We start from the raw sequence: 19,057 nt of genomic DNA, 5'->3' as shown, positions 1-19,057 counted from the left end.
CAGTATGAAATTACGATTTTAAGCTCCCCTTGCCTAGGCGTTATAAATCGTGAGGTTAGTTTAACACTGGGCTATTCCCCAAATCAGCGCCAGGATACGTAAAGGGAAGAGGTCAAAAAAAGGTCAAAACTGCCAGTAAAGCGGCTCGCCAAACGCCTCCACGTAGTGATCGATCACCGCCCTGACGTTCAGCGGCGGGCGGCGGGCGTGCGGATAGACGGCGGCGATCTGTTGCGGCTCGGTCTTTATCGCCGTCTCAAACTCCGGCAGCAGCCTGACCAGCTCGCCGTTTTGCAGACGCTCGCCCATCAGCCAGTCGGGAAACAGCACCAGTCCCATGCCGCCCAGCGCGGCGACCAGCAGCGTTTCCGCATTGTTGGACGTTAACAGCGGGGAGAGCGGATAGTGCACCCAGGCGTCGCCGGGGGCGCGAAACAGCCAGCGGTTCGGCCCGGACGAGCCGCGGTACACCAGACAGCGGTGGCGGCTGAGCTCCGCCGGGCTTTGCGGCGCGCCGTAACGGCGCAGATAGGCCGGCGAGGCGGCGAGGTAGTAGCGCAGCTCGCCAAACACCCGGGCGTGGAAGGAGGAGTCCGTCAGCGTGCCGATGCGGAAGATAACGTCTGCGGCATCGCGATGCGGATCGATAAAGTCATCGGTCTGCACCAGATCGATCAGCAGGCGGGGGTAGCGGGCGGCCAGCGCGGGCAGGGCGGGCGCCACGTGGCGCTGGCCGAAGAACACCGGCGTATTGATGCGCACCAGCCCGGACGGCTCCAGCGCCCGCTCCTGCAGTTCCTTGCGCGCCTCGTCCAGCTGTTCGGCCATGCTGCGCGCATAGTCGATAAACAGCCGCCCGGACTCGGTCGGTATCACCGCGCGCGTATTGCGGTAAAACAGCTGCTGCCCCAGCGCATCTTCCAACTGGTGAATAATGCGCGAGACCTTGGAGGCTGAAATGCCGCGCTGTCGCGCGACAGCGGAGAAGTTCTGTGCGTCAAAGACATCAATAAAAATCTTTAACGCGCTGACATTAATCGCGTCGGTATCCAGCATTGATGCAAATCCTGCAAAGGTGTTTAACGGATTATACCGTTTTTCTTCGTTTTCTGCCGCTGTAAGCTTCTCCGCCTGATTCATCGGAGAGCATTTGCTATGCAACTTTTACTGATTTTACTGGTTATCGCAGGCGGGATGGGCCTGTCGGTAGAGGCGGGATTGCTGGGGCCGCTGGGCGGCGAGGTCGGCGATCTGTGGGCGACGTTCAGCATCTTCGGCGTTGGCGCCGCGCTGACTTTCCTGCTGATGCTGTTTTTCAGCCCGCGCAACAGCCCATCCTTTTTTGCCCAGCCGGGCTGGCAGCTGCTGGGCGGCGTGCTGGGGCCGATCTACGTGGTGATTCTGACCGTGGCGACGCCCGCCATCGGCGTGGCGCTGACCATGATCGGCATTCTGGCCGGGCAGGTCTTCAAAAGCCTGATTATCGACCATTTCGGCCTGTTGGGTACGCCGCACCGGAAAATAGACGCCAGACGCATTCTCGCGCTGGTTTTCATCATCGCCGCGCTGGCGCTGGTCGCGCAGGGTTAAGGGGGACACCATGACGATATTGATGATTTTACTGGCGGTGGTTGGCGGTGCAATGCTGAGCATTCAGGCGGCGATCAACGGCCAACTGGGCAGCAAAGTGGGCGTGTTCCGCAGCGCCTTTCTGACCTTTTCCGTCGGCGCGCTGGTGACCGCGCTGCTGATTTTCTTCTTTGAACCCAAACAGGCGGTCAGCCTGCTGGATGTGCCGAAATGGCAGCTGGTGGGGGCGCTGTTCGGCGTGCCTTACATTGTCATTATGGTGCTGGCGGTGCAGCGTATCGGCACGGCGGTGGCGACGGTGGCGGTGATTTTCGGCCAGTTGACGATGAGCATGCTGATCGACAACTTTGGCTGGCTGGGCAATGCCGCCATCGGCTTCTCCGCCAGCCGGCTGGGCGCGATTGTCTGTCTGGCGATTGCGCTGGGCTTTATCTACTCCAGCAGCCGGACATCGGCGAAGTAGGACGGTTTGGCAGGGTAAAAAAAAGGCCGGGCATGATGCCCGGCCTTTCTGTTTGGCGCTGGTTTATTTCAGACCGGCGGCGTCGCGCAGCAGGGCAGCCTTGTCGGTCGCTTCCCATGGGAAGTGTTCGCGGCCGAAGTGGCCGTAGGCGGCGGTTTCGCGGTAGATAGGCTTGAGCAGATCCATCATCTGAATCAGGCCGTACGGACGCAGGTCGAAGAATTCGCGCACCAGCAGGGTCAACTGCTCGGTCGGTACTTTCTCGGTGCCGAAGGTTTCCACCATGATGGAGGTTGGCTCCGCCACGCCGATGGCGTAGGAGACCTGGATTTCGCAGCGGTCGGCCAGGCCGGCGGCAACGATGTTTTTCGCCACGTAGCGCGCGGCGTAAGCGGCGGAACGGTCAACCTTGGACGGATCCTTGCCGGAGAAGGCGCCGCCGCCGTGACGCGCCATGCCGCCGTAGGTATCAACAATGATTTTACGCCCGGTCAGGCCGCAGTCGCCCATCGGGCCGCCGATAACGAAACGGCCGGTCGGGTTGATGTGGTACTTGGTGGCGGCGCTCAGCCACTCGGCAGGCAGAACCGGCTTGATGATCTCTTCCATCACCGCTTCTTGCAGATCTTTTTGCGCAATCTCTTCAGAGTGCTGGGTAGACAGCACCACCGCATCGATGCCGACGATTTTACCGTCGTCATACTGGAAAGTGACCTGGCTTTTCGCATCCGGACGCAACCACGGCAGCGTGCCGTTTTTACGCACTTCAGACTGACGCTGCACCAGACGGTGCGCATAGGTGACCGGCGCCGGCATCAGCACGTCGGTTTCATTGGTGGCATAGCCAAACATCAGGCCCTGATCGCCTGCGCCCTGTTCCAGCGGATCGGTGCGGTCTACGCCCTGATTGATATCCGGCGACTGCTTGCCGATGGCGCTCAGCACCGCGCAGGAGTTGGCGTCGAAGCCCATATCGGAATGCACGTAGCCGATGTCGCGCACGGTGTTACGGGTGATCTCTTCGATATCGACCCAGGCGCTGGTGGTGATTTCGCCGCCAACCAGCACCATGCCGGTTTTCACGTAGGTTTCGCAAGCGACGCGGGCTTTCGGGTCCTGCTCCAGAATGGCGTCGAGTACGGCATCGGAGATCTGGTCGGCGATTTTATCAGGATGTCCTTCAGAAACGGATTCAGACGTGAAGAGGTGTTTAGCCATTGTATTCTTTACCTTGCATAAGACGGGTGGAAATTACTGCACAGCGCTGGAGATCCGGGCATCGAAGCGAAGGGTCTTCCGCTGATGGCGCGAGATGCATCCTGCAACGCCCCTCAGGCAAAGCCGTTAAGCAGTTTTTTCGGTTAACCAGTATATCCCTTCGTCTTCCACTCAGGCGGCGTCTTTGGCAGCCCGTTGACGTTCATCAGGTATATAGATGGATTAACATCTGGACGTCTATTTTAGGTTATGCTTTAGCCGGATTGCCAGTATTTTTTTGCCGTTTATCGCTTTTCCTCTGGCGCACCGACGCCATTTTCATCGCTTGAAACAGTTTGCGGCAAATTTTCATTTTGCATTTTGCCCGGGTTATCGGTATAAACTGCGCGCACGGCTCATTTGCTGGCCAATACGGCGACATAAGTTGTAAAGGTCTGTGAATCCGCTGCAGGCGTCCCGACGGACGCTGCCGCTTCATAGAACGGTCACGTTCTTACACTACTATTAGAGGCCTGGTCGTTCTGCTGAACGACGCGCGTGGAGGTGGTTGGATTAATGATCCGTTGTCTACCGGCTGTTGGTTCCCGACAGCAGTGCCAGTCCGGCACCAATTCTTCTGTTATCTCCCGTCTTTTCTCTATTTCACCTACCCGGTGTGATAAACATCTGGGCGCTACTCAGGATTCTCGGGCCGGCTAATCCCGCCTGACCGACGTTGCCGTCAGGCTGCGCCGGGCCGGCTGGTATTTCGCTCGTCTGAAGCACTGAACAAGGGTAGCCTGCAGCCTTCCTGTGGGATGTTTCTTGGCCTGATTCACGAGGTTTGAACAGGGTGTCTTACAATTATAGGGGTAACCAACCGATCGCCAGACGCGAACGGCCGGCTGATGTGCCGCCGCCAATGCGTCAGGCTGGGTTGTTCTCGCGGGATGTAGCTGCGATAGTGGCTGACTACGTCGTCAGAACGGGAAATGAGGCGAATTAATGTCTGATGATCTAATGAATAACCGCGCGTCAGCAGCGGGTGAACCAGTTTCTTTGCGCTCCATGCAGGAGGTTGCCATGAATGACCGTAACGCCAGCAAGATGCTGCGTACGTATAACGTCGCCTATTGGGGCAATAATTATTATGACGTCAATGAGCGCGGCCATATCAGCGTGTGTCCGGACCCGGACGTTCCCGAAGCGCGCGTCGACCTTGCTGAACTGGTGAAAGAGCGTCAGAAAGAGGGGCAACGCCTGCCGGCGCTGTTCTGCTTCCCGCAGATCCTGCAGCATCGCCTGCGTTCGATTAACGCCGCCTTTAAGCGTGCGCGCGAGTCGTTCGGCTATCAGGGCGGCTATTTCCTGGTGTACCCGATCAAGGTCAACCAGCATCGGCGCGTTATCGAGTCGCTGGTCAACTCCGGCGAACCGCTGGGGCTGGAAGCCGGCTCCAAGGCGGAGCTGATGGCGGTGCTGGCGCATGCCGGCATGACCCGTTCGGTGATTGTCTGTAACGGTTATAAAGACCGTGAATATATTCGTCTGGCGTTGATCGGTGAAAAGCTAGGTCACAAGGTGTACCTGGTGATCGAGAAAATGTCGGAAATCAATCTGGTGCTGGAAGAAGCGGAGCGCCTGAACGTGGTGCCGCGCCTGGGCGTGCGTGCGCGTCTGGCGTCTCAGGGTTCCGGCAAATGGCAGTCCAGCGGCGGCGAGAAGTCCAAGTTCGGCCTGGCGGCTGTGCAGGTGCTGAAGCTGGTGGAAACCCTGCGCGAGGCGGGGCGTCTGGACAGCCTGCAGCTGCTGCACTTCCACCTGGGGTCGCAGTTGGCCAACATTCGCGATATCGCCACCGGCGTGCGCGAGTCGGCGCGTTTCTACGTTGAACTGCACAAACTGGGCGTCAATATCCAGTGCTTCGACGTGGGCGGCGGCCTGGGGGTCGATTACGAAGGCACCCGCTCGCAGTCCGACTGTTCGGTCAACTACGGCCTGAACGAATACGCCAATAACGTGATCTGGGGCATCGGCGACGCCTGTAATGAACACGGTCTGCCGCACCCGACGGTGATCACCGAATCCGGCCGCGCGGTGACCGCGCACCATACGGTGCTGGTGTCCAACGTGATCGGCGTGGAACGCAACGAGTTCAGCGAGCCGGAGCCGCCGGTGGCGGATGCGCCGCGCGCGCTGGAAAGCATGTGGGAAACCTGGCTGGAGATGAACGAGCCGGAAAACCGCCGCTCGCTGCGCGAATGGCTGCACGACAGCCAGATGGACCTGCATGACGTACACACCCAATATGCGCACGGTATGCTGGATCTGACCAAGCGCGCCTGGGCGGAGCAGCTGTATCTGAACATCTGCAACAAAATCCAGCAGCAGCTGGATCCGAGCAACCGCGCTCACCGGCCGATTATCGATGAGCTGCAGGAGCGGATGGCGGACAAGTTCTACGTCAACTTCTCACTGTTCCAGTCGATGCCGGACGCCTGGGGGATCGATCAGCTGTTCCCGGTGCTGCCGCTGGAAGGGTTGGATCAGCCGCCGGAAGGGCGCGCGGTGCTGCTGGACATTACCTGCGATTCGGACGGCACCATCGACCATTACGTCGACGGCGACGGCGTGGCGACCACCATGCCGATGCCGCCGTACGATCCGGAGAACCCGCCGGTGCTGGGCTTCTTTATGGTCGGCGCCTATCAGGAAATTCTGGGCAATATGCATAACCTGTTCGGCGACACCGCCTCGGTTGACGTGTATATCTTCCCGGACGGCACCATCGAAGCCGAGCAGTCCGACGACGGCGACACCGTGGCCGATATGCTGCAGTATGTGCAGCTGGACCCGACGGCGCTGCTGGCCAAGTTCCGCGATCAGGTGAAAGAAACCGATCTGGATAACGCGCTGCAGGCGCAGTTCCTGGAAGAGTTCGAAGCTGGCCTGTACGGTTATACTTACCTGGAAGACGAGTAACGCCACGGCGCGGATGGCGTCATCCGCGCCGACTTGAAGCCTGAGGAAAATCGGGCGATAATTCAGGCCATCAGCAGCGCTGAAAGCTGAAAAGAACGTTTACATCAATCCCTTCCTCGTCGGGCTAACGACGCGGAGGGGATTTTTTTTTGTTGGGCCTGTGACGTTGCGCCGCGGGCGAAATGTTGAACGATGAGGATTTACTATGAGCACCTTAGGTCATCAGTCCGATAATTCTTTAGTGTCCAATGCCTTTGGTTTCCTGCGTTTTCCGCTGAATTTCATGCCGTATGACAGCGATGCGGAGTGGGTGATTACCGGCATTCCCTTTGATATGGCGACTTCCGGCCGCGCCGGCGGGCGTCACGGGCCAGCGGCGATCCGCCAGGTGTCCACCAACCTGGCGTGGGAAGGCAACCGCTGGCCGTGGAGTTTTGACCTGCGTGACCGGCTGAACGTGGTTGACTGCGGCGATATCGTGTTCAACTTCGGCGATGCGCAGGACATGAGCGACAAGCTGCAGGCCCATGCGGAGAAACTGTTGCAGGCCGGCAAGCGCATGCTTTCCTTCGGCGGCGATCACTTTGTCACGCTGCCGCTGCTGCGCGCGCACGCCAAGCACTTTGGCAAAATGGCGCTGGTGCACTTTGACGCACATACCGATACCTACGCCAACGGCAGCAAATTCGACCACGGCACCATGTTCTACCATGCGCCGAACGAAGGCCTGATCGATCCGCATCACTCGGTGCAGATCGGCATCCGCACCGAATTCGACCACGATAACGGCTTCACCGTGCTGGATGCGGCGCAGGTTAACGATCGCGGCGTGGACGATCTGCTGACCCAGATCAAACAGATCGTCGGCGATATGCCGGTGTATCTGACCTTCGACATCGACTGCCTGGATCCGGCCTTTGCGCCCGGCACCGGCACGCCGGTAATCGGCGGCCTGACTTCCGATCGCGCGCTGAAGCTGCTGCGCGGCATGCAGTCGCTGAATATCGTCGGTATGGACGTGGTGGAAGTGGCGCCGGCCTATGACCAGTCGGAAATCACCGCGCTGGCCGCGGCGACGCTGGCGCTGGAAATGCTGTATCTGCAGGCGGCGAAAAAGCAGGCGTAAGCGAGAGTAGTGCAAAACCCCGGTCTTGCCAGAGACCGGGGGATTTTATGGAGACAGGCATGCTGGCCAAACCATCTGTACGGCTGAACAAATATATTAGCGAAAGCGGGATCTGCTCGCGTCGCGATGCCGATCGTTATATCGAACAAGGCAATGTTTTTATTAATGGCAAGCGCGTGGCGCTGGGCGATCGGGTATTTCCGGGAGATGTGGTCAAGGTTAACGGCCAGCTCATCGAGCCGCGTAGTGAAGACAACCTGGTCTTCATTGCGCTGAACAAACCGGTAGGCATTGTCAGCACCACGGAAAGCGGCGAAAAAGACAACATTGTCGATTTCGTGAATCACAGTACGCGTATTTTCCCGATCGGGCGGTTAGATAAAGACTCGCAGGGGCTGATCTTCCTGACTAACCACGGCGATCTGGTGAACAAGATCCTGCGGGCCGGTAACGATCACGAAAAAGAGTATCTGGTGACGGTCAATAAACCGGTCACCGATGAATTTATCCGCGGTTTAGCGGCGGGCGTACCGATGCTGGGCACGGTGACCAAAAAATGCAAGGTGAAGAAAGTCTCCGCCTCGGTGTTTCGCATCGTGCTGGTGCAGGGGCTTAACCGCCAGATCCGCCGCATGTGTGAACATTTTGGCTATGAGGTCACCAAGCTGGAGCGGACCCGCATTATGAATGTCGGGCTGGCCGGCTTACCGCTGGGAGACTGGCGGGAATTAACGGATGACGAACTGATCGCGTTGTTTAAACTGATTGAGGATTCCTCGTCGGAAGCAAAACCGGCGACCCGAAAACCGGTGGTCAACAAGGCCAAAAAAGCCAGTAAACCCGCCGCGCTTCCCGCCGGGCGCAAGCGGTTCACCCAGCCAGGCCGTAAAAAGAAAGGGCGTTAGCGACAGAGCTGCGCCGCCGGCAAATTTGTCCGGCGGCGTATGCCGTTACGATCCCATCCCCCTGCTTTTCCTGCATCGCTGACTTGAAGACGTCAGCCCTTAAAATCTGCAGTTTCGCAGCTTACGGGCGCTGTGCCAGCGGCCGGGCCGGGCGCATTTTGCCAAACAGCACGCCGCCCGCCAGCAGCGTGACCAGCTGCGAGGCGATCAGCACCGCAAAGCCGGATGACACCGTGCCCTGAGCGGCCATAACCAGCCCCATGATCAGCGGAATAAAGGCGGAAAACAGATTGCCGATGCCGTTGATAATGCCGTAGGCGCTGCCGACCGCCTGCGGCTTGGCGTAGTGCTGCAGCAGCGTCGGGATCGCCGCGCCCTGCAGGCCCCAGCAGGCGTTGGCCGCCAGCAGGAAAAAGGCGATCCAGCCGGTCTGAGCGCTGTTCATCAGTCCGGCCACGCACAGCGCGGTGGCGCCGCCGCCGATGGCAAAAATCAGCGGCGCCTGGTGCCGCTGCATCCGGTCGAGCAGCGCGCCGCCGAGATATTTCGCGCCGATGCTGACGATAAACGGCAGCGACGCCATCGCCCCCATCTGTTTAATCGAAAAGCCTTTTTCGTCGATCAGGTAGGCCGGCAGCCAGGCGCTGGAGCCCCACAGATAGCTGAGGGTGGCGATCTCCACCAGCATAATCCAGCCGAGCATCGGCGTCTGCCAGGCGTCGCTAAAGGTGCGCCAGACGCGTGCCAGCACCAGCGTGGCGGCACGCGGCGGCGGCGCGCTTTGCGCCGGGCGGATAAACGCGCGGATCAGCCCCAGTCCGGCCAGCAGATTAAACGCCGCCAGTAGGTAAAACGACATCGCCCAGCCGAAATGGGCCATCAGAAAGCCGACCAGCGGAAAGCCGAGCGCCAGCCCGAGCGACACGCCGAGCGCGCTGACGGCGTTGGGTTTGCCTAACTCATCGGCCGCGAAGTGGTCGCTGATATACATGGTTTTCAGCGAAAACAGCGGCCCTTCGCTGATGCCCAGCAGGGCGCGCACCAGCAGCAGCCACAGGACGCTGCCCGCCAGCGGCGAGGCGGCGGTCAGCAGCGCCCACAGCAGCACGCTGAGCGTCAGCGCACGGCGGTAGCCCATCAGCGTTTCCAGAAACGGCGTCAGCAGCAGCGCCGCCAGGCCGTAACCGAGCAGAAAGGCGGTCATCAGCGTGCCCTGATGCACCCGGTTATCCCCCAGGCCGAAGTGATGCAGAAAATCCGGATTGACCACCATCACGGCGATATTTACCCGATCGACATAGGCGATGACGATCAGGAACAGCAGGGCGAACACGCCGTACCAGCGCTGACGAGCATTCACAAAGCACTCCTTAACACGGTGATAAACCTGCGCGGCGGGCGGCGTTTGCCGGGCCTGAAGGCGGGGATTACCCCTCTGAATGTAAAATTATTGTTTCATGAAAGCGCGCAGTTATCGGCGCGAGAAAACTTTTACGCCGCTTTTTATGCAAAAATCAACGCTTTTTGGCATATAAATTCACGATGTAATGCATAAATACCATCGTATTTTCATATCGGTGCATTTTTTCGTGATCTCCTCCGCATTTGTAATCTTTAAACAACCTTTTATTAACAATTGTCGTCCGGCTCGCTTGACGAAACATTCGCCAGTTTTATAGTGGGCGTATTAAATAAGAAACTGAGTTTCATATATGAAACAAAGAGATAGAGGGTTTTAGCAATGAGCTGGAAGAACGTGTGCGAAGTGTCTCAGGTAAAAGAAGATTTCCCTTACTCGGCGACGGTAGACGGCAAAGAGGTCGGGGTGTATCTGATCGACGGGCAATACTACGCGCTGGAAGATGTTTGCCCGCACGCCTACGCCTTGCTCAGCCAGGGGTTTGTTGACGACGGCAAAGTGGAGTGCCCGCTGCACGAAGCGCTGTTTGACGTACGCACCGGCCAGTGCCTGCGTGAACCGGGCGGCCGCGACCTGCAAACCTTTCCCACCCGCGTGATCGACAATCAGATCCAGATCACCGTCATCGAGGAGGAGTAATTCATGCAACACATTACCGATTTCAACCCGTGGCTGCCGGACACCCAGCAGGTGATCCCGGCGCGCGAGGGCGGCAACGGCCAGATCCATCAGCCGGGCAGCTACCAGAATGTGATCTGGCAGACGCGCGCCCGCGTACCGGACGGTTTTGAAACGGCGTTGGTCGCCGCGCTGGAAGAGATCTTCGAGGGCGGGGCGAGCGAGCTGGATCAGATCGTCAGCGCGCTGAATCAGCGCCGTCTGTTCGATCGCAACGGTCAGCCGTGGAATGAAGCGGCGTTCCGCGAATTCCTTCACGTTAACGGTTTCTGAGCAGCACTGGGAGAAGACAATGACAGCAAACACAACATCCTCCGCGCAGACGTTACAGAACTACCTTGATCAGGGCTTACGCGGTATGTGGTATCCGGTACTGGCCAGTTGGGAAGTGGGCAATAACCCGGTCGGCATCACCCGTCTGGAGCAGCAGATCGTGCTGTGGCGCGACGCGCAGGGCGCGATCCACGCGCTGGAAGACCGCTGCCCGCATCGCGGCGCACGGCTGTCGATGGGCTGGAACCTCGGCGATCGCATCGCCTGCTGGTATCACGGCGTGGAGGTCGGCGGCGACGGCGAGGTGAAAGACGTGCCGGCGGTGGATCGTTGCCCGCTGGTGGGGCAGAAATGCCTGCGTTCCTACCCGGCGCAGGAGGCCTACGGCGCGGTGTTCCTCTATTTCGGCGTCACCGCCGACGAAGCGCCGTCTGAACTCACTTTCCCGCAGGAGCTGGCCGACGACGCGTCTTACAGCAACTTCCTGTGCACCGCCAGCTGGGACTGCAATTACCAGTACGCGCTGGAAAACGTGATGGATCCGATGCACGGCACCTATCTGCACTCGTCATCGCACTCGATGGCCGAAGGCGATCGCAAGGCGGATATGGCGCTGGAGCCGACCGACAGCGGCTTTATCTTCAAGAAAAACGGCCAGATCGGCGTCAACTTCGACTGGGTGGAGTTCGGTAACAGCGGCGCGTACTGGATGCGGCTGTCGATCCCGTACAAACAGCGTTTCGGGCCGGGCGGCCACTTCTGGATCATCGGCATGGTGGTGCCGGAAGACAAGGATCACTGCCGGGTATTCTTCTGGCGTATCCGCAAGGTGAAGGACTGGCAGCGCGATCTGTGGCGCTTTATGTACCGCAACCGGCTGGAGGCGCTGCACTGGGACGTGCTCGAACAGGATCGCATCGTGCTGGAGAACATGGCGCCGAACGCCCGCAGCCGCGAATACCTGTACCAGCATGACGTGGGGCTGTCGCGCCTGCGCCGCATAATGCAAAAAGAGGCGCAAAAGCAGCTGGCGATGCTGAGTGAGCTGGAGGCGGCGCAGTGAGCGGCCTGCTGACGGACAAGCGCATTGTGGTCACCGGCGCGGCGCGCGGCCTCGGCCGCAGTTTCGCCGCGGCGATCGCCGAAGCCGGCGGCAGCGTGGTGCTGTGCGACATCCTGGCGGACGAACTGCAGAGCACCGCGGCGGCGCTGCGCGAGCAGGGCGCGCAGGTTGAGACGCAGGTTATCGATCTGGCGTCGCCGGCCTCGATTCGCTCGGCGTTCAGCGCCATTGGCGCGGGCGGTGCGATCGACGGCCTGGTGAATAACGCCGCGCTGGCGACCGGCGTCGGCGGCAAAACCATGATGGAATACGATATCGAGCTGTGGGACCGCGTGATGCAGGTCAACGTGCGCGGCACCTGGCTGGTGAGCCAGGCGGCGGTGCCGCTGCTGGCGCAGCGACCGCACGCCAAGATCGTCAACGTCGCGTCCGATACCGCGCTGTGGGGTGCGCCGCGCCTGATGGCCTATGTGGCCAGCAAAGGGGCGCTGATTGCGATGACGCGCTCGATGGCGCGCGAACTGGGCGAGCAGAACATTTGCGTCAACGCCATCGCGCCGGGCCTGACGCGGGTGGAGGCCACCGAATATGTGCCGGCGGAGCGCCACCAGCTGTACGAGCAGGGGCGGGCGCTGACGGGGGCGCAGCACCCTGATGATGTAACCGGCAGCGTGCTGTATCTGCTGTCGCCGCTGGCGAATTTCGTCACCGGTCAACTGCTGCCGGTGAACGGCGGTTTCGTATTCAACTGACCGCCGGACGGCGAGAGGAAGGAACAGAGCATGGCGGATGAACAAACGTGTAAATATCTGATCCCCGGGCTGGATCGCGGTTTGCAGCTGCTGTTGGCGTTCGGCGAGCAGCACAAGGAGATGACCTTTGCGGAGCTGCACCGTCTGGTCGCCATGCCGAAGGCGACCGCCTACCGGGTGGTGCAGACGCTGGAACATCTGGGCTTTCTGGAGCGCAACCCGCGCACCAACACCTTCTCGCTGGGCATCAAGGTGCTGCGGCTAGGGTTTGAGTATATCGCCTCGCTGGACGTGGCGCAGGTCGGGCAGCCGGTGATCGAGCAGCTGCGCGATCGCAGCCAGTGCAGCAGTCATCTGGCGATCCGCGACGGACGCGACGTGATCTACATTGCCCGCGTCAGCGCCGCCGGATCGCAGATCAATCAGGTCAGCGTCGGCACGCGTCTGCCGGTGCACCAGACCTCGCTGGGACGCATGCTGCTGACCCGCACCACGCGCGAGGAGTTTGAACGTCTTTATCCGCAGCAGAGCCTGCCGGGCAGCGGGCCGGGCACGCCGGCCGACCGTGAAACGCTGTGGCAGATGGTGCAGCAGGATAAGGCGCGCGGCTATGTGATCGGCGAGTCGTTTTTCCGCCACGGCATCTCCTCGATCGTCTACCCGATCTTTAACCGCGATCTGCAGGTGGAGGCGGTGGTCAGCATTATGGTGCCGTTCGATCAGATCCCGGCCGAGGATCGCGAGCGGCTGCGGATGGAGGTGCGCGACGCCGCCGGGAAGATTTCCGACTTCCTTGGCGCCCCGCCGCGGGCCGACGTCGGCTAACACTATTTCATGTGGGGCGGGGAGCGATGCCCGCCCACGGGTTTTCCCAACGACAAGGTTTAGCTACCGCGTGAGGCGCCTGAAAAGCAGGCGCCGGGGAACGATCATGCCTGAAACAGGCGTTTCAGAGAACGTGAGGCACAAACAATGAGCGTAATTGGCATCGAACAGCTGGAATTTGGCGTAGAAGATCTGCCAAAGTGCGAGAAATTCATGCGGGACTTCGGCCTGCAGGCGACGGCGGGCCAGCCGTCGGCATTTACCACCCTGAGCGGCGCCGGCGTGCAGCTGCGTCCGCTGGACGACGACGACCTGCCGCCGGCTTTCGAAAGCGGTTCAACGCTGCGCCGCATGACCTGGGGCGTCGCCGGCCCGGCGGAGCTGGCGGCGTTGGAAGCACGGCTGGCGCAGGCACCGGGTTTTCAACGCCAGGGCGAGATGCTGGAGTGCCGCGATCCCAACGGCATGACGCTGCGTTTTGTCGTCAGTCGTCAGCGCGAGGTGTCGCTGCCGGTGACGCCGATTAATCAGTGGGGCGACGTGCGTCGTATCGACCAGCCCAGCCCGGTCTATGAGCAGGCGCAGCCGATCAATATCGGCCACGTGGTGTTCTTTGTCGACGATCTGGCGGCCACCGAGCGCTTTTACCGCGAGGCGCTGGGTTTTCAGGTGTCCGATCGCTATATCGACCGCGCGGTCTTCCTGCGCACTCAGGCGCGCGGCGGCCACCACAACCTGTTTCTGCTGAAACTGCCGAACCGTGCGCGCGGGCTGAACCACGTGGCGTTTACCGTACGCGATATTCATGAAGTGATCGGCGGCGGTCTGGCGATGAATAAAGAGCAGTGGAGCACCTTTATCGGCCCCGGACGTCACCCGATCTCTTCGGCCTACTTCTGGTACGTCAACAGCCCGACCGGCGGCGCGTTTGAATACTACACCAACGACGATTTCCTGACGGAGAACTGGCAGCCGCGCGAGCTGGAGCATTCGCTGGTGTCGTTCACCGAATGGGCGGTGGAGGGCGGCATCGATCACGATACCCGCCGCCAGCATAAACCGGCGGAGGCGCTATGAGTCAGCCGATTTCCGCAGGCATCGTTATCGTCGGCGGCGGTCAGGCCGGCGGCTGGGCGGCGAAGACGCTGCGTGACCGCGGCTATAGCGGCACGCTGTCGGTGGTGAGCGATGAACCCTACGACTTTTATGAGCGTCCGCCGCTGTCCAAGGCGGCGCTGCTGGACGACGAAGCGCCGCTCAGCCGTCTGTTCAGCGCCGAGACGGTGGCGGCGCTGAATATCGACTGGTATCGCCCGCTGCGCGCCGAAGGCATTAATGCCGACGACCAGACGCTGCAGCTCAGCGACGGACGGCAGCTGCATTTTACACAGCTGCTGCTGGCGACCGGCGGTCGGCCGCGCCTGCCGGACGCCCGCTGGGCCGATTGCCCGCAGGTGATGACCCTGCGCTCCTGGGACGACGCCGCGCGCCTGCGGCAGGGGCTGCTGCGCACTCGCCGTCTGGCGATCGTCGGCGGCGGCTGGATCGGGCTGGAAATTGCCGCCTCGGCGCGCAAACTCGGCGTCGAGGTGACGGTGTTTGAGCGTCAGCCCGCGCTGTGCATGCGCAGCGTCGGCGCTGACGTTTCGCAGGCGCTGCTGGCGCTGCATCAGCAGCAGGGCGTGACGCTGCACTGCGACTGTGGCGATATTCAGCTCGAACAGCGCGGCGGCGAGGCGTGGATCGCCAGCGCGGTCAGTGAGGCGCAGCCGTTCGATCTGGTGGTGGTCGGCATCGGCGTGGAACTGAACCTGGCGCTGGCGCACGGCGCCGGGCTGCAGGTGGACGGCGGCGGCATCGTGGTTGACGGCCAGGGACGCACCAGGCATCCGGCGATTTTCGCCGCCGGCGATGTGGCGCGTCATCCGACGCTGGGGCTGTGCCTGCAATCCTGGGCCTACGCGCAGAATCAGGCCATCAGCACCGCCGGTGCGATGCTTGACGCCGATGCCCCGGCCTACGACGACGTCGCCTGGCTATGGTCGGATCAATATGACGTCAATATCCAGATCCTTGGCGTGCCGATGGGCGGCGTACATCAGGTGACGCGGCGCACGCCGCAGTCGCAGGTGTTTTTTACCCTGAATGCCGACCGGCAGCTGGTGCAGATGGTGGCGTTTAACGACGCGCGCGCCATCAAACTGGGCAAGCGCTGGCTGGCCAGCGGACGGGTACTGGATCCGGCGCAGCTGGCGGATGCGGAATTTTCTCTGATGGCGTTGAAGTAATCCCGGCGGCTTGCAGGCCGGGCCTGTAAGCGCCAGAGGGTAACGCCCAAGCGACGGGAGCGTTTCATGACTCTGCAACAGATTGACGCCCGCGACGGCCGGGTGGGGGAGGCCGTTGTCGAAAATCAGCCGCAACAGGTGCGCTGGTCGGTGCCTATTGCGCTGTTTGCCTGCGTACTGCTGGCGTTTTTCGACAAGATAAGCATTGCGGCGCTGTTCTCCGACGCCGACTTCCAGCAGGCGCTGGGCATCAGTTTCGATCCGACGCGTCTCGGGCTGCTGATGAGCGCCTTTCTGTTTTCTTACGGCTTCTCATCGATGCTGCTGAGCGGCATTGGCGACCGGCTGAACCCGGTGCGGGTGCTGATCGGTATGATGGTGGTCTGGGCGCTGCTGATGGTGATGATGGGCTTTACCCGCTCCTATCACACCATGATGACGCTGCGCATTCTGCTCGGCATTGCGGAAGGGCCGCTATTGCCGATGGCCTACGCCATTATCCGCCAGGCGTTCCCGCAGCGCCTGCAGGCGCGGGCCACCATGCTGTGGCTGCTGGGCACGCCGCTCGGCGCGGCGCTGGGCTTTCCGGTGACGCTGTTTATCCTCAACACCTTTCACTGGCAGGCGACTTTCTTCTTTATGGCGTTGCTGACGCTGCCGGTGATGCTGCTGGTGCTGTTCGGCCTGCGCCATCTGAAGGTGCAGCGGGTGGCGCAGAACCAACAGAGCACGCCGGCCGAGCGTAAGCAGCACCGGCACGAGCTGCTGCGCAGCCCGCATTTCTGGATGATCTGCCTGTTTAATATCGCGTTTCTGACCTACCTGTGGGGCATGAACGGCTGGCTGCCGAGCTATCTGATTAAGGGTAAAGACATCCATCTGGAGCATGCAGGCTACCTCTCCTCGCTGCCGTTTATCGCCATGCTGCTGGGAGAGGTGCTGGGCGCCTGGCTGTCGGACAAACTCGACCGCCGCGCGCTGGCCTGTTTCCTGTCGCTGGCGGGCGCCGGCGTGGGGCTGGCGGCGGTGCTGCAGCTGTCGGGCACCTACAGCGTGATTGCCGCCATGGCGCTCAGCACCTTTATGTGGGGCGCCGGGGCGCCCAACATTTTCGCCCTGCTGGCGAAAGCCACCAGCAGCAAGGTCAGCGCCACCGCCGGCGGGATTTTCAACGGAATGGGGAATTTTGCCGGCGCGCTGGCGCCGGTGCTGATGGGGGCGCTGATCGCCGCCAGCGGCAATATGGATAGCGGTCTGCTGTTTTTGGTGGTGACCGCCTTTGTCGGCTGCATCATTTTGCTGCCGCTGCTGAAGAAGTATTGAGTTTGCCAAATCAATTGAGGAGTGAGAACCATGTCTCAGGTTGACAACAAAGCCGGCATCAAGCCGCAGGATATCGCCATGGCGGACTGGGTGGAATCACGCATCGCCCGCTTTGAAGGTCGCAAATATGACTGGAACGCGCTGAAGTTCCAGGCGGATTTCGACCCGAAATACCGCCGCGCGCAGATGCGCTACATCGGCACCGGCGCCACCGGCGTGGCGAGCGATACCAATACCGTGCCGGCCGGCAATTTCACCTTCTCCACCATGGTGCTGCCGTCGAAGTGCGAAGGGCCGCTGCACCTGCATGACGATGTGGAAGAGGTGTTCTTTATGCTGAAGGGCACCATCACGCTGATGATTCAAGACGGCGAGGAGTATTACGAAACCGTACTGAAAGAGCGCGATCTGATCTCGGTGCCGGCGGGGATTTACCGCGGGCTGTTCAACCACGGCGAGGAAGAGGCGCTGATGTGCGTGATGCTCGGCACCGCCAAGCCGGAGATCCCGACCTATCCGGCGGACCATCCGCTGTCGAAAGTGAAGCGCAACGGATGAACGCGCTGCCGGAACGTCAACAGGCGCAGTGCGGCGACTACCGGCTGAGCTGGCGCGAGGCCGGTCAGGGACGGCCGGTGCTGTTGCTGCACGGCATCAGCTCCGGTTCCGCCTCATGGCTGAAACAGTTTGCCGATGCGGCCCTGCTGGACGGCCACCGGCTGATCGCCTGGGACGCGCCGGGTTACGGCGACAGCGCCGCGCTGGCGAACGCCGAGCCGCAGGCCGCCGATTATGCCAACGCATTGGCGGCGCTGGTCAGCCACCTGGCCCTGCGCCAGCCGCTGCTGGTGGGGCATTCGCTGGGCGCGCTGATGGGCAGCGCCTATGGCGCGGCTTATCCCGACGGTCTCTGCGGCCTGGCGCTGGCCGACCCGGCGCAGGGCTATGCGTCGGCCGATGCGGAGAAACGCCGGCAGGTGTTCGCGCAGCGCCGGCAGATGATGGACACGCTGGGGCCGCAGGGCTACGGCGAACAGCGCGCCGCGGCGCTGCTGCGTGCCGATGCCGATCCGCAGGATATCGCCTGGGTGCGCCGCGGTATGCAGCAACTGCAGCCGGACGGTTTCCTCAGCGCCGCCTGGATGCTGGCCAACGACGATATCAACACCTATCTGGCGCGCTATAGCGGCCCGCTGCAGGTGTGGTGCGGCGAGCAGGACACCATTACGCCGCCGGCGGCGGCAGAGACGCTGGCAGCGCGGCAGGGTGCGCCGCTGCGTCTGATCGCCGCCGCCGGGCACGCCAGCTATCTGGACGCGCCGGCGTGCTTTAACCGCTACGTGCGGGACTTTACGGGAGCGATTCAACCATGAATTTCCAGATTGAAAACCGGGTCGCGGTGGTTACCGGCGGCTCGTCGGGCATCGGTTTTGAGACTCTGCGCCTGCTGCTGGCGGAGGGGGCCAGGGTGGCGTTCTGCGGCCGCAGTCAGGACAAACTTGACGGTGCGCTGGCGCAACTGCAGGCCGAGTTTCCGCAGGCGCAGATTTTGGCGCAGCGCTGTGACGTGCTGGTGCCGGAGCAGGTGGCGCAGTTTGCCGGGCAGGTCGAGGCGCGCTTCGGCGGCGTGGATATGCTGATCAATAACGCCGGGCAGGGCTTCGTTTCCCACTTTGACCAGACGCCGCGCGCGGCCTGGCTGCACGAGGCCGAGCTGAAACTGTTCGGCGTGATTAACCCGCTGCAGGCATTTTTGCCGGCGTTGGAGCGCTCGGATATCGCCTCGATCACCTGCGTCAATTCGTTGCTGGCGCTGCAGCCGGAAGAACACATGATCGCCACCTCGGCGGCGCGCGCCGCGCTGCTCAATATGACGCTGACGCTGTCGAAAGAGCTGGTGACAAAGGGCATCCGCGTGAACTCCATTCTGCTGGGGATGGTGGAATCGGGCCAGTGGCGCCGCCGCTTTGAAGAGCGCAGCGACCGCGAGCAGAGCTGGGAATCCTGGACGGCGGCGATTGCCGAACGGCGCGGCATTCCGATGAAACGGCTGGGCAAACCGCAGGAACCGGCGCGTGCGCTGCTGTTTTTGGCGTCGCCGATGGCGTCGTTTACCACCGGCGCGGCGCTGGACGTCTCCGGCGGCTTCAACCGCCATCTGTAGGAGCAGAG

General features: G+C 61.5%; 19 protein-coding genes. 16 read left to right on the top strand and 3 right to left on the bottom strand.

What is annotated here, in order from left to right; genetic code table 11:
- Positions 1-123 precede the first annotated feature (123 nt).
- Positions 124-1,056, bottom strand: a complete 933-nt coding sequence (locus tag TAN611_RS19090; RefSeq protein ID WP_203066877.1) for a LysR family transcriptional regulator — start codon at positions 1,054-1,056, stop codon at positions 124-126.
- Between the two features lie 99 nt (positions 1,057-1,155).
- On the opposite strand from TAN611_RS19090, the gene TAN611_RS19085 reads away from it, so the two are divergent.
- Positions 1,156-1,590, top strand: coding sequence for a DMT family transporter (locus TAN611_RS19085; protein ID WP_105232443.1), 435 nt, complete (start codon positions 1,156-1,158; stop codon positions 1,588-1,590).
- A 10-nt stretch (positions 1,591-1,600) separates the two neighbouring features.
- Positions 1,601-2,053 (top strand): DMT family transporter, encoded by a 453-nt coding sequence (locus TAN611_RS19080; protein WP_105232442.1) that lies wholly within the window; start codon positions 1,601-1,603, stop codon positions 2,051-2,053.
- A 63-nt stretch (positions 2,054-2,116) separates the two neighbouring features.
- Here TAN611_RS19080 and metK read toward each other — a convergent pair whose 3' ends face one another.
- Entirely contained in the window at positions 2,117-3,271 is a 1,155-nt protein-coding gene (metK, locus tag TAN611_RS19075; protein ID WP_105232441.1) for a methionine adenosyltransferase, read from the bottom strand.
- Positions 3,272-4,255: 984 nt separating this feature from the next.
- Here metK and speA point away from each other — a divergent pair.
- The 3 genes from speA to rluF all read left to right on the top strand — a co-directional run bounded on the left by speA (position 4,256) and on the right by rluF (position 8,263).
- Positions 4,256-6,232, top strand: a complete 1,977-nt coding sequence (speA, locus tag TAN611_RS19070) for a biosynthetic arginine decarboxylase (protein ID WP_160030078.1) — start codon at positions 4,256-4,258, stop codon at positions 6,230-6,232.
- Between the two features lie 205 nt (positions 6,233-6,437).
- Positions 6,438-7,358, top strand: a complete 921-nt coding sequence (gene speB / locus TAN611_RS19065; protein ID WP_105232439.1) for an agmatinase — start codon at positions 6,438-6,440, stop codon at positions 7,356-7,358.
- Between the two features lie 59 nt (positions 7,359-7,417).
- A complete protein-coding gene (gene rluF / locus TAN611_RS19060) occupies positions 7,418-8,263 on the top strand; it encodes a 23S rRNA pseudouridine(2604) synthase RluF (protein WP_105232438.1) in 846 nt (281 codons plus the stop codon).
- 121 nt (positions 8,264-8,384) lie between these two features.
- On the opposite strand, the gene TAN611_RS19055 is transcribed toward rluF, so the two are convergent.
- Complete coding sequence (locus TAN611_RS19055) at positions 8,385-9,623, bottom strand: MFS transporter (RefSeq protein ID WP_203066876.1); 1,239 nt, start codon at positions 9,621-9,623, stop codon at positions 8,385-8,387.
- Between the two features lie 381 nt (positions 9,624-10,004).
- Between TAN611_RS19055 and TAN611_RS19050 the strand changes: the two genes are divergently transcribed.
- From TAN611_RS19050 to TAN611_RS19000, 11 genes are all read left to right on the top strand, one after another.
- Positions 10,005-10,322, top strand: coding sequence for a non-heme iron oxygenase ferredoxin subunit (locus tag TAN611_RS19050; RefSeq protein WP_105232436.1), 318 nt, complete (start codon positions 10,005-10,007; stop codon positions 10,320-10,322).
- Positions 10,323-10,325: 3 nt separating this feature from the next.
- Positions 10,326-10,634 (top strand): recombinase-like helix-turn-helix domain-containing protein, encoded by a 309-nt coding sequence (locus TAN611_RS19045; RefSeq protein WP_105232435.1) that lies wholly within the window; start codon positions 10,326-10,328, stop codon positions 10,632-10,634.
- 19 nt (positions 10,635-10,653) lie between these two features.
- Positions 10,654-11,697, top strand: a complete 1,044-nt coding sequence (locus TAN611_RS19040) for an aromatic ring-hydroxylating dioxygenase subunit alpha (RefSeq protein ID WP_105232434.1) — start codon at positions 10,654-10,656, stop codon at positions 11,695-11,697.
- Positions 11,694-12,449 (top strand): SDR family oxidoreductase, encoded by a 756-nt coding sequence (locus TAN611_RS19035; protein WP_160030081.1) that lies wholly within the window; start codon positions 11,694-11,696, stop codon positions 12,447-12,449. The genes TAN611_RS19040 and TAN611_RS19035 overlap by 4 nt, the downstream gene beginning before the upstream one ends.
- Positions 12,450-12,479: 30 nt before the next feature.
- Positions 12,480-13,274: an IclR family transcriptional regulator gene (locus tag TAN611_RS19030; RefSeq protein ID WP_105232432.1), complete on the top strand. Its 795-nt coding sequence runs from the start codon at positions 12,480-12,482 to the stop codon at positions 13,272-13,274.
- A 147-nt stretch (positions 13,275-13,421) separates the two neighbouring features.
- On the top strand, positions 13,422-14,351 hold the full coding sequence (locus tag TAN611_RS19025) for a VOC family protein (RefSeq protein WP_105232431.1): 930 nt from the start codon (positions 13,422-13,424) through the stop codon (positions 14,349-14,351).
- Complete coding sequence (locus TAN611_RS19020) at positions 14,348-15,562, top strand: NAD(P)/FAD-dependent oxidoreductase (RefSeq protein ID WP_203066875.1); 1,215 nt, start codon at positions 14,348-14,350, stop codon at positions 15,560-15,562. The genes TAN611_RS19025 and TAN611_RS19020 overlap by 4 nt, the downstream gene beginning before the upstream one ends.
- Before the next feature lie 66 nt (positions 15,563-15,628).
- Positions 15,629-16,885, top strand: a complete 1,257-nt coding sequence (locus tag TAN611_RS19015; protein ID WP_105232429.1) for an MFS transporter — start codon at positions 15,629-15,631, stop codon at positions 16,883-16,885.
- Between the two features lie 30 nt (positions 16,886-16,915).
- Entirely contained in the window at positions 16,916-17,443 is a 528-nt protein-coding gene (locus TAN611_RS19010) for a cupin domain-containing protein (protein WP_105232428.1), read from the top strand.
- The gene (locus TAN611_RS19005) at positions 17,440-18,258 is read left to right on the top strand and encodes an alpha/beta fold hydrolase (RefSeq protein ID WP_203066874.1); all 819 of its coding nucleotides are present in this window, start codon (positions 17,440-17,442) and stop codon (positions 18,256-18,258) included. Before TAN611_RS19010 ends, TAN611_RS19005 begins: the two co-directional genes overlap by 4 nt.
- A complete protein-coding gene (locus TAN611_RS19000) occupies positions 18,255-19,049 on the top strand; it encodes an SDR family oxidoreductase (RefSeq protein WP_105232426.1) in 795 nt (264 codons plus the stop codon). Before TAN611_RS19005 ends, TAN611_RS19000 begins: the two co-directional genes overlap by 4 nt.
- The last annotated feature ends 8 nt before the right edge of the window (positions 19,050-19,057 follow it).

It is taken from the genome of Serratia sp. Tan611 (genome assembly GCF_905188235.1).
GTDB lineage: Bacteria > Pseudomonadota > Gammaproteobacteria > Enterobacterales > Enterobacteriaceae > Serratia_B > Serratia_B rhizosphaerae.
Note: the sequence above shows the minus strand (reverse complement) of the source record. Positions and strands in the feature narration are given on the sequence as shown.

Excerpts from the sequence above, each read along its gene's own strand:
- TAN611_RS19090 (WP_203066877.1), bottom strand. The coding sequence starts at position 1,056 with ATGCTGGATACCGACGCGATTAATGTCAGCGCGTTAAAGATTTTTATT.
- TAN611_RS19085 (WP_105232443.1), top strand. The coding sequence starts at position 1,156 with ATGCAACTTTTACTGATTTTACTGGTTATCGCAGGCGGGATGGGCCTG.
- TAN611_RS19080 (WP_105232442.1), top strand. The coding sequence starts at position 1,601 with ATGACGATATTGATGATTTTACTGGCGGTGGTTGGCGGTGCAATGCTG.
- metK (WP_105232441.1), bottom strand. The coding sequence starts at position 3,271 with ATGGCTAAACACCTCTTCACGTCTGAATCCGTTTCTGAAGGACATCCT.
- speA (WP_160030078.1), top strand. The coding sequence starts at position 4,256 with ATGTCTGATGATCTAATGAATAACCGCGCGTCAGCAGCGGGTGAACCA.
- speB (WP_105232439.1), top strand. The coding sequence starts at position 6,438 with ATGAGCACCTTAGGTCATCAGTCCGATAATTCTTTAGTGTCCAATGCC.
- rluF (WP_105232438.1), top strand. The coding sequence starts at position 7,418 with ATGCTGGCCAAACCATCTGTACGGCTGAACAAATATATTAGCGAAAGC.
- TAN611_RS19050 (WP_105232436.1), top strand. The coding sequence starts at position 10,005 with ATGAGCTGGAAGAACGTGTGCGAAGTGTCTCAGGTAAAAGAAGATTTC.
- TAN611_RS19045 (WP_105232435.1), top strand. The coding sequence starts at position 10,326 with ATGCAACACATTACCGATTTCAACCCGTGGCTGCCGGACACCCAGCAG.
- TAN611_RS19040 (WP_105232434.1), top strand. The coding sequence starts at position 10,654 with ATGACAGCAAACACAACATCCTCCGCGCAGACGTTACAGAACTACCTT.
- TAN611_RS19030 (WP_105232432.1), top strand. The coding sequence starts at position 12,480 with ATGGCGGATGAACAAACGTGTAAATATCTGATCCCCGGGCTGGATCGC.
- TAN611_RS19025 (WP_105232431.1), top strand. The coding sequence starts at position 13,422 with ATGAGCGTAATTGGCATCGAACAGCTGGAATTTGGCGTAGAAGATCTG.
- TAN611_RS19020 (WP_203066875.1), top strand. The coding sequence starts at position 14,348 with ATGAGTCAGCCGATTTCCGCAGGCATCGTTATCGTCGGCGGCGGTCAG.
- TAN611_RS19015 (WP_105232429.1), top strand. The coding sequence starts at position 15,629 with ATGACTCTGCAACAGATTGACGCCCGCGACGGCCGGGTGGGGGAGGCC.
- TAN611_RS19010 (WP_105232428.1), top strand. The coding sequence starts at position 16,916 with ATGTCTCAGGTTGACAACAAAGCCGGCATCAAGCCGCAGGATATCGCC.
- TAN611_RS19005 (WP_203066874.1), top strand. The coding sequence starts at position 17,440 with ATGAACGCGCTGCCGGAACGTCAACAGGCGCAGTGCGGCGACTACCGG.
- TAN611_RS19000 (WP_105232426.1), top strand. The coding sequence starts at position 18,255 with ATGAATTTCCAGATTGAAAACCGGGTCGCGGTGGTTACCGGCGGCTCG.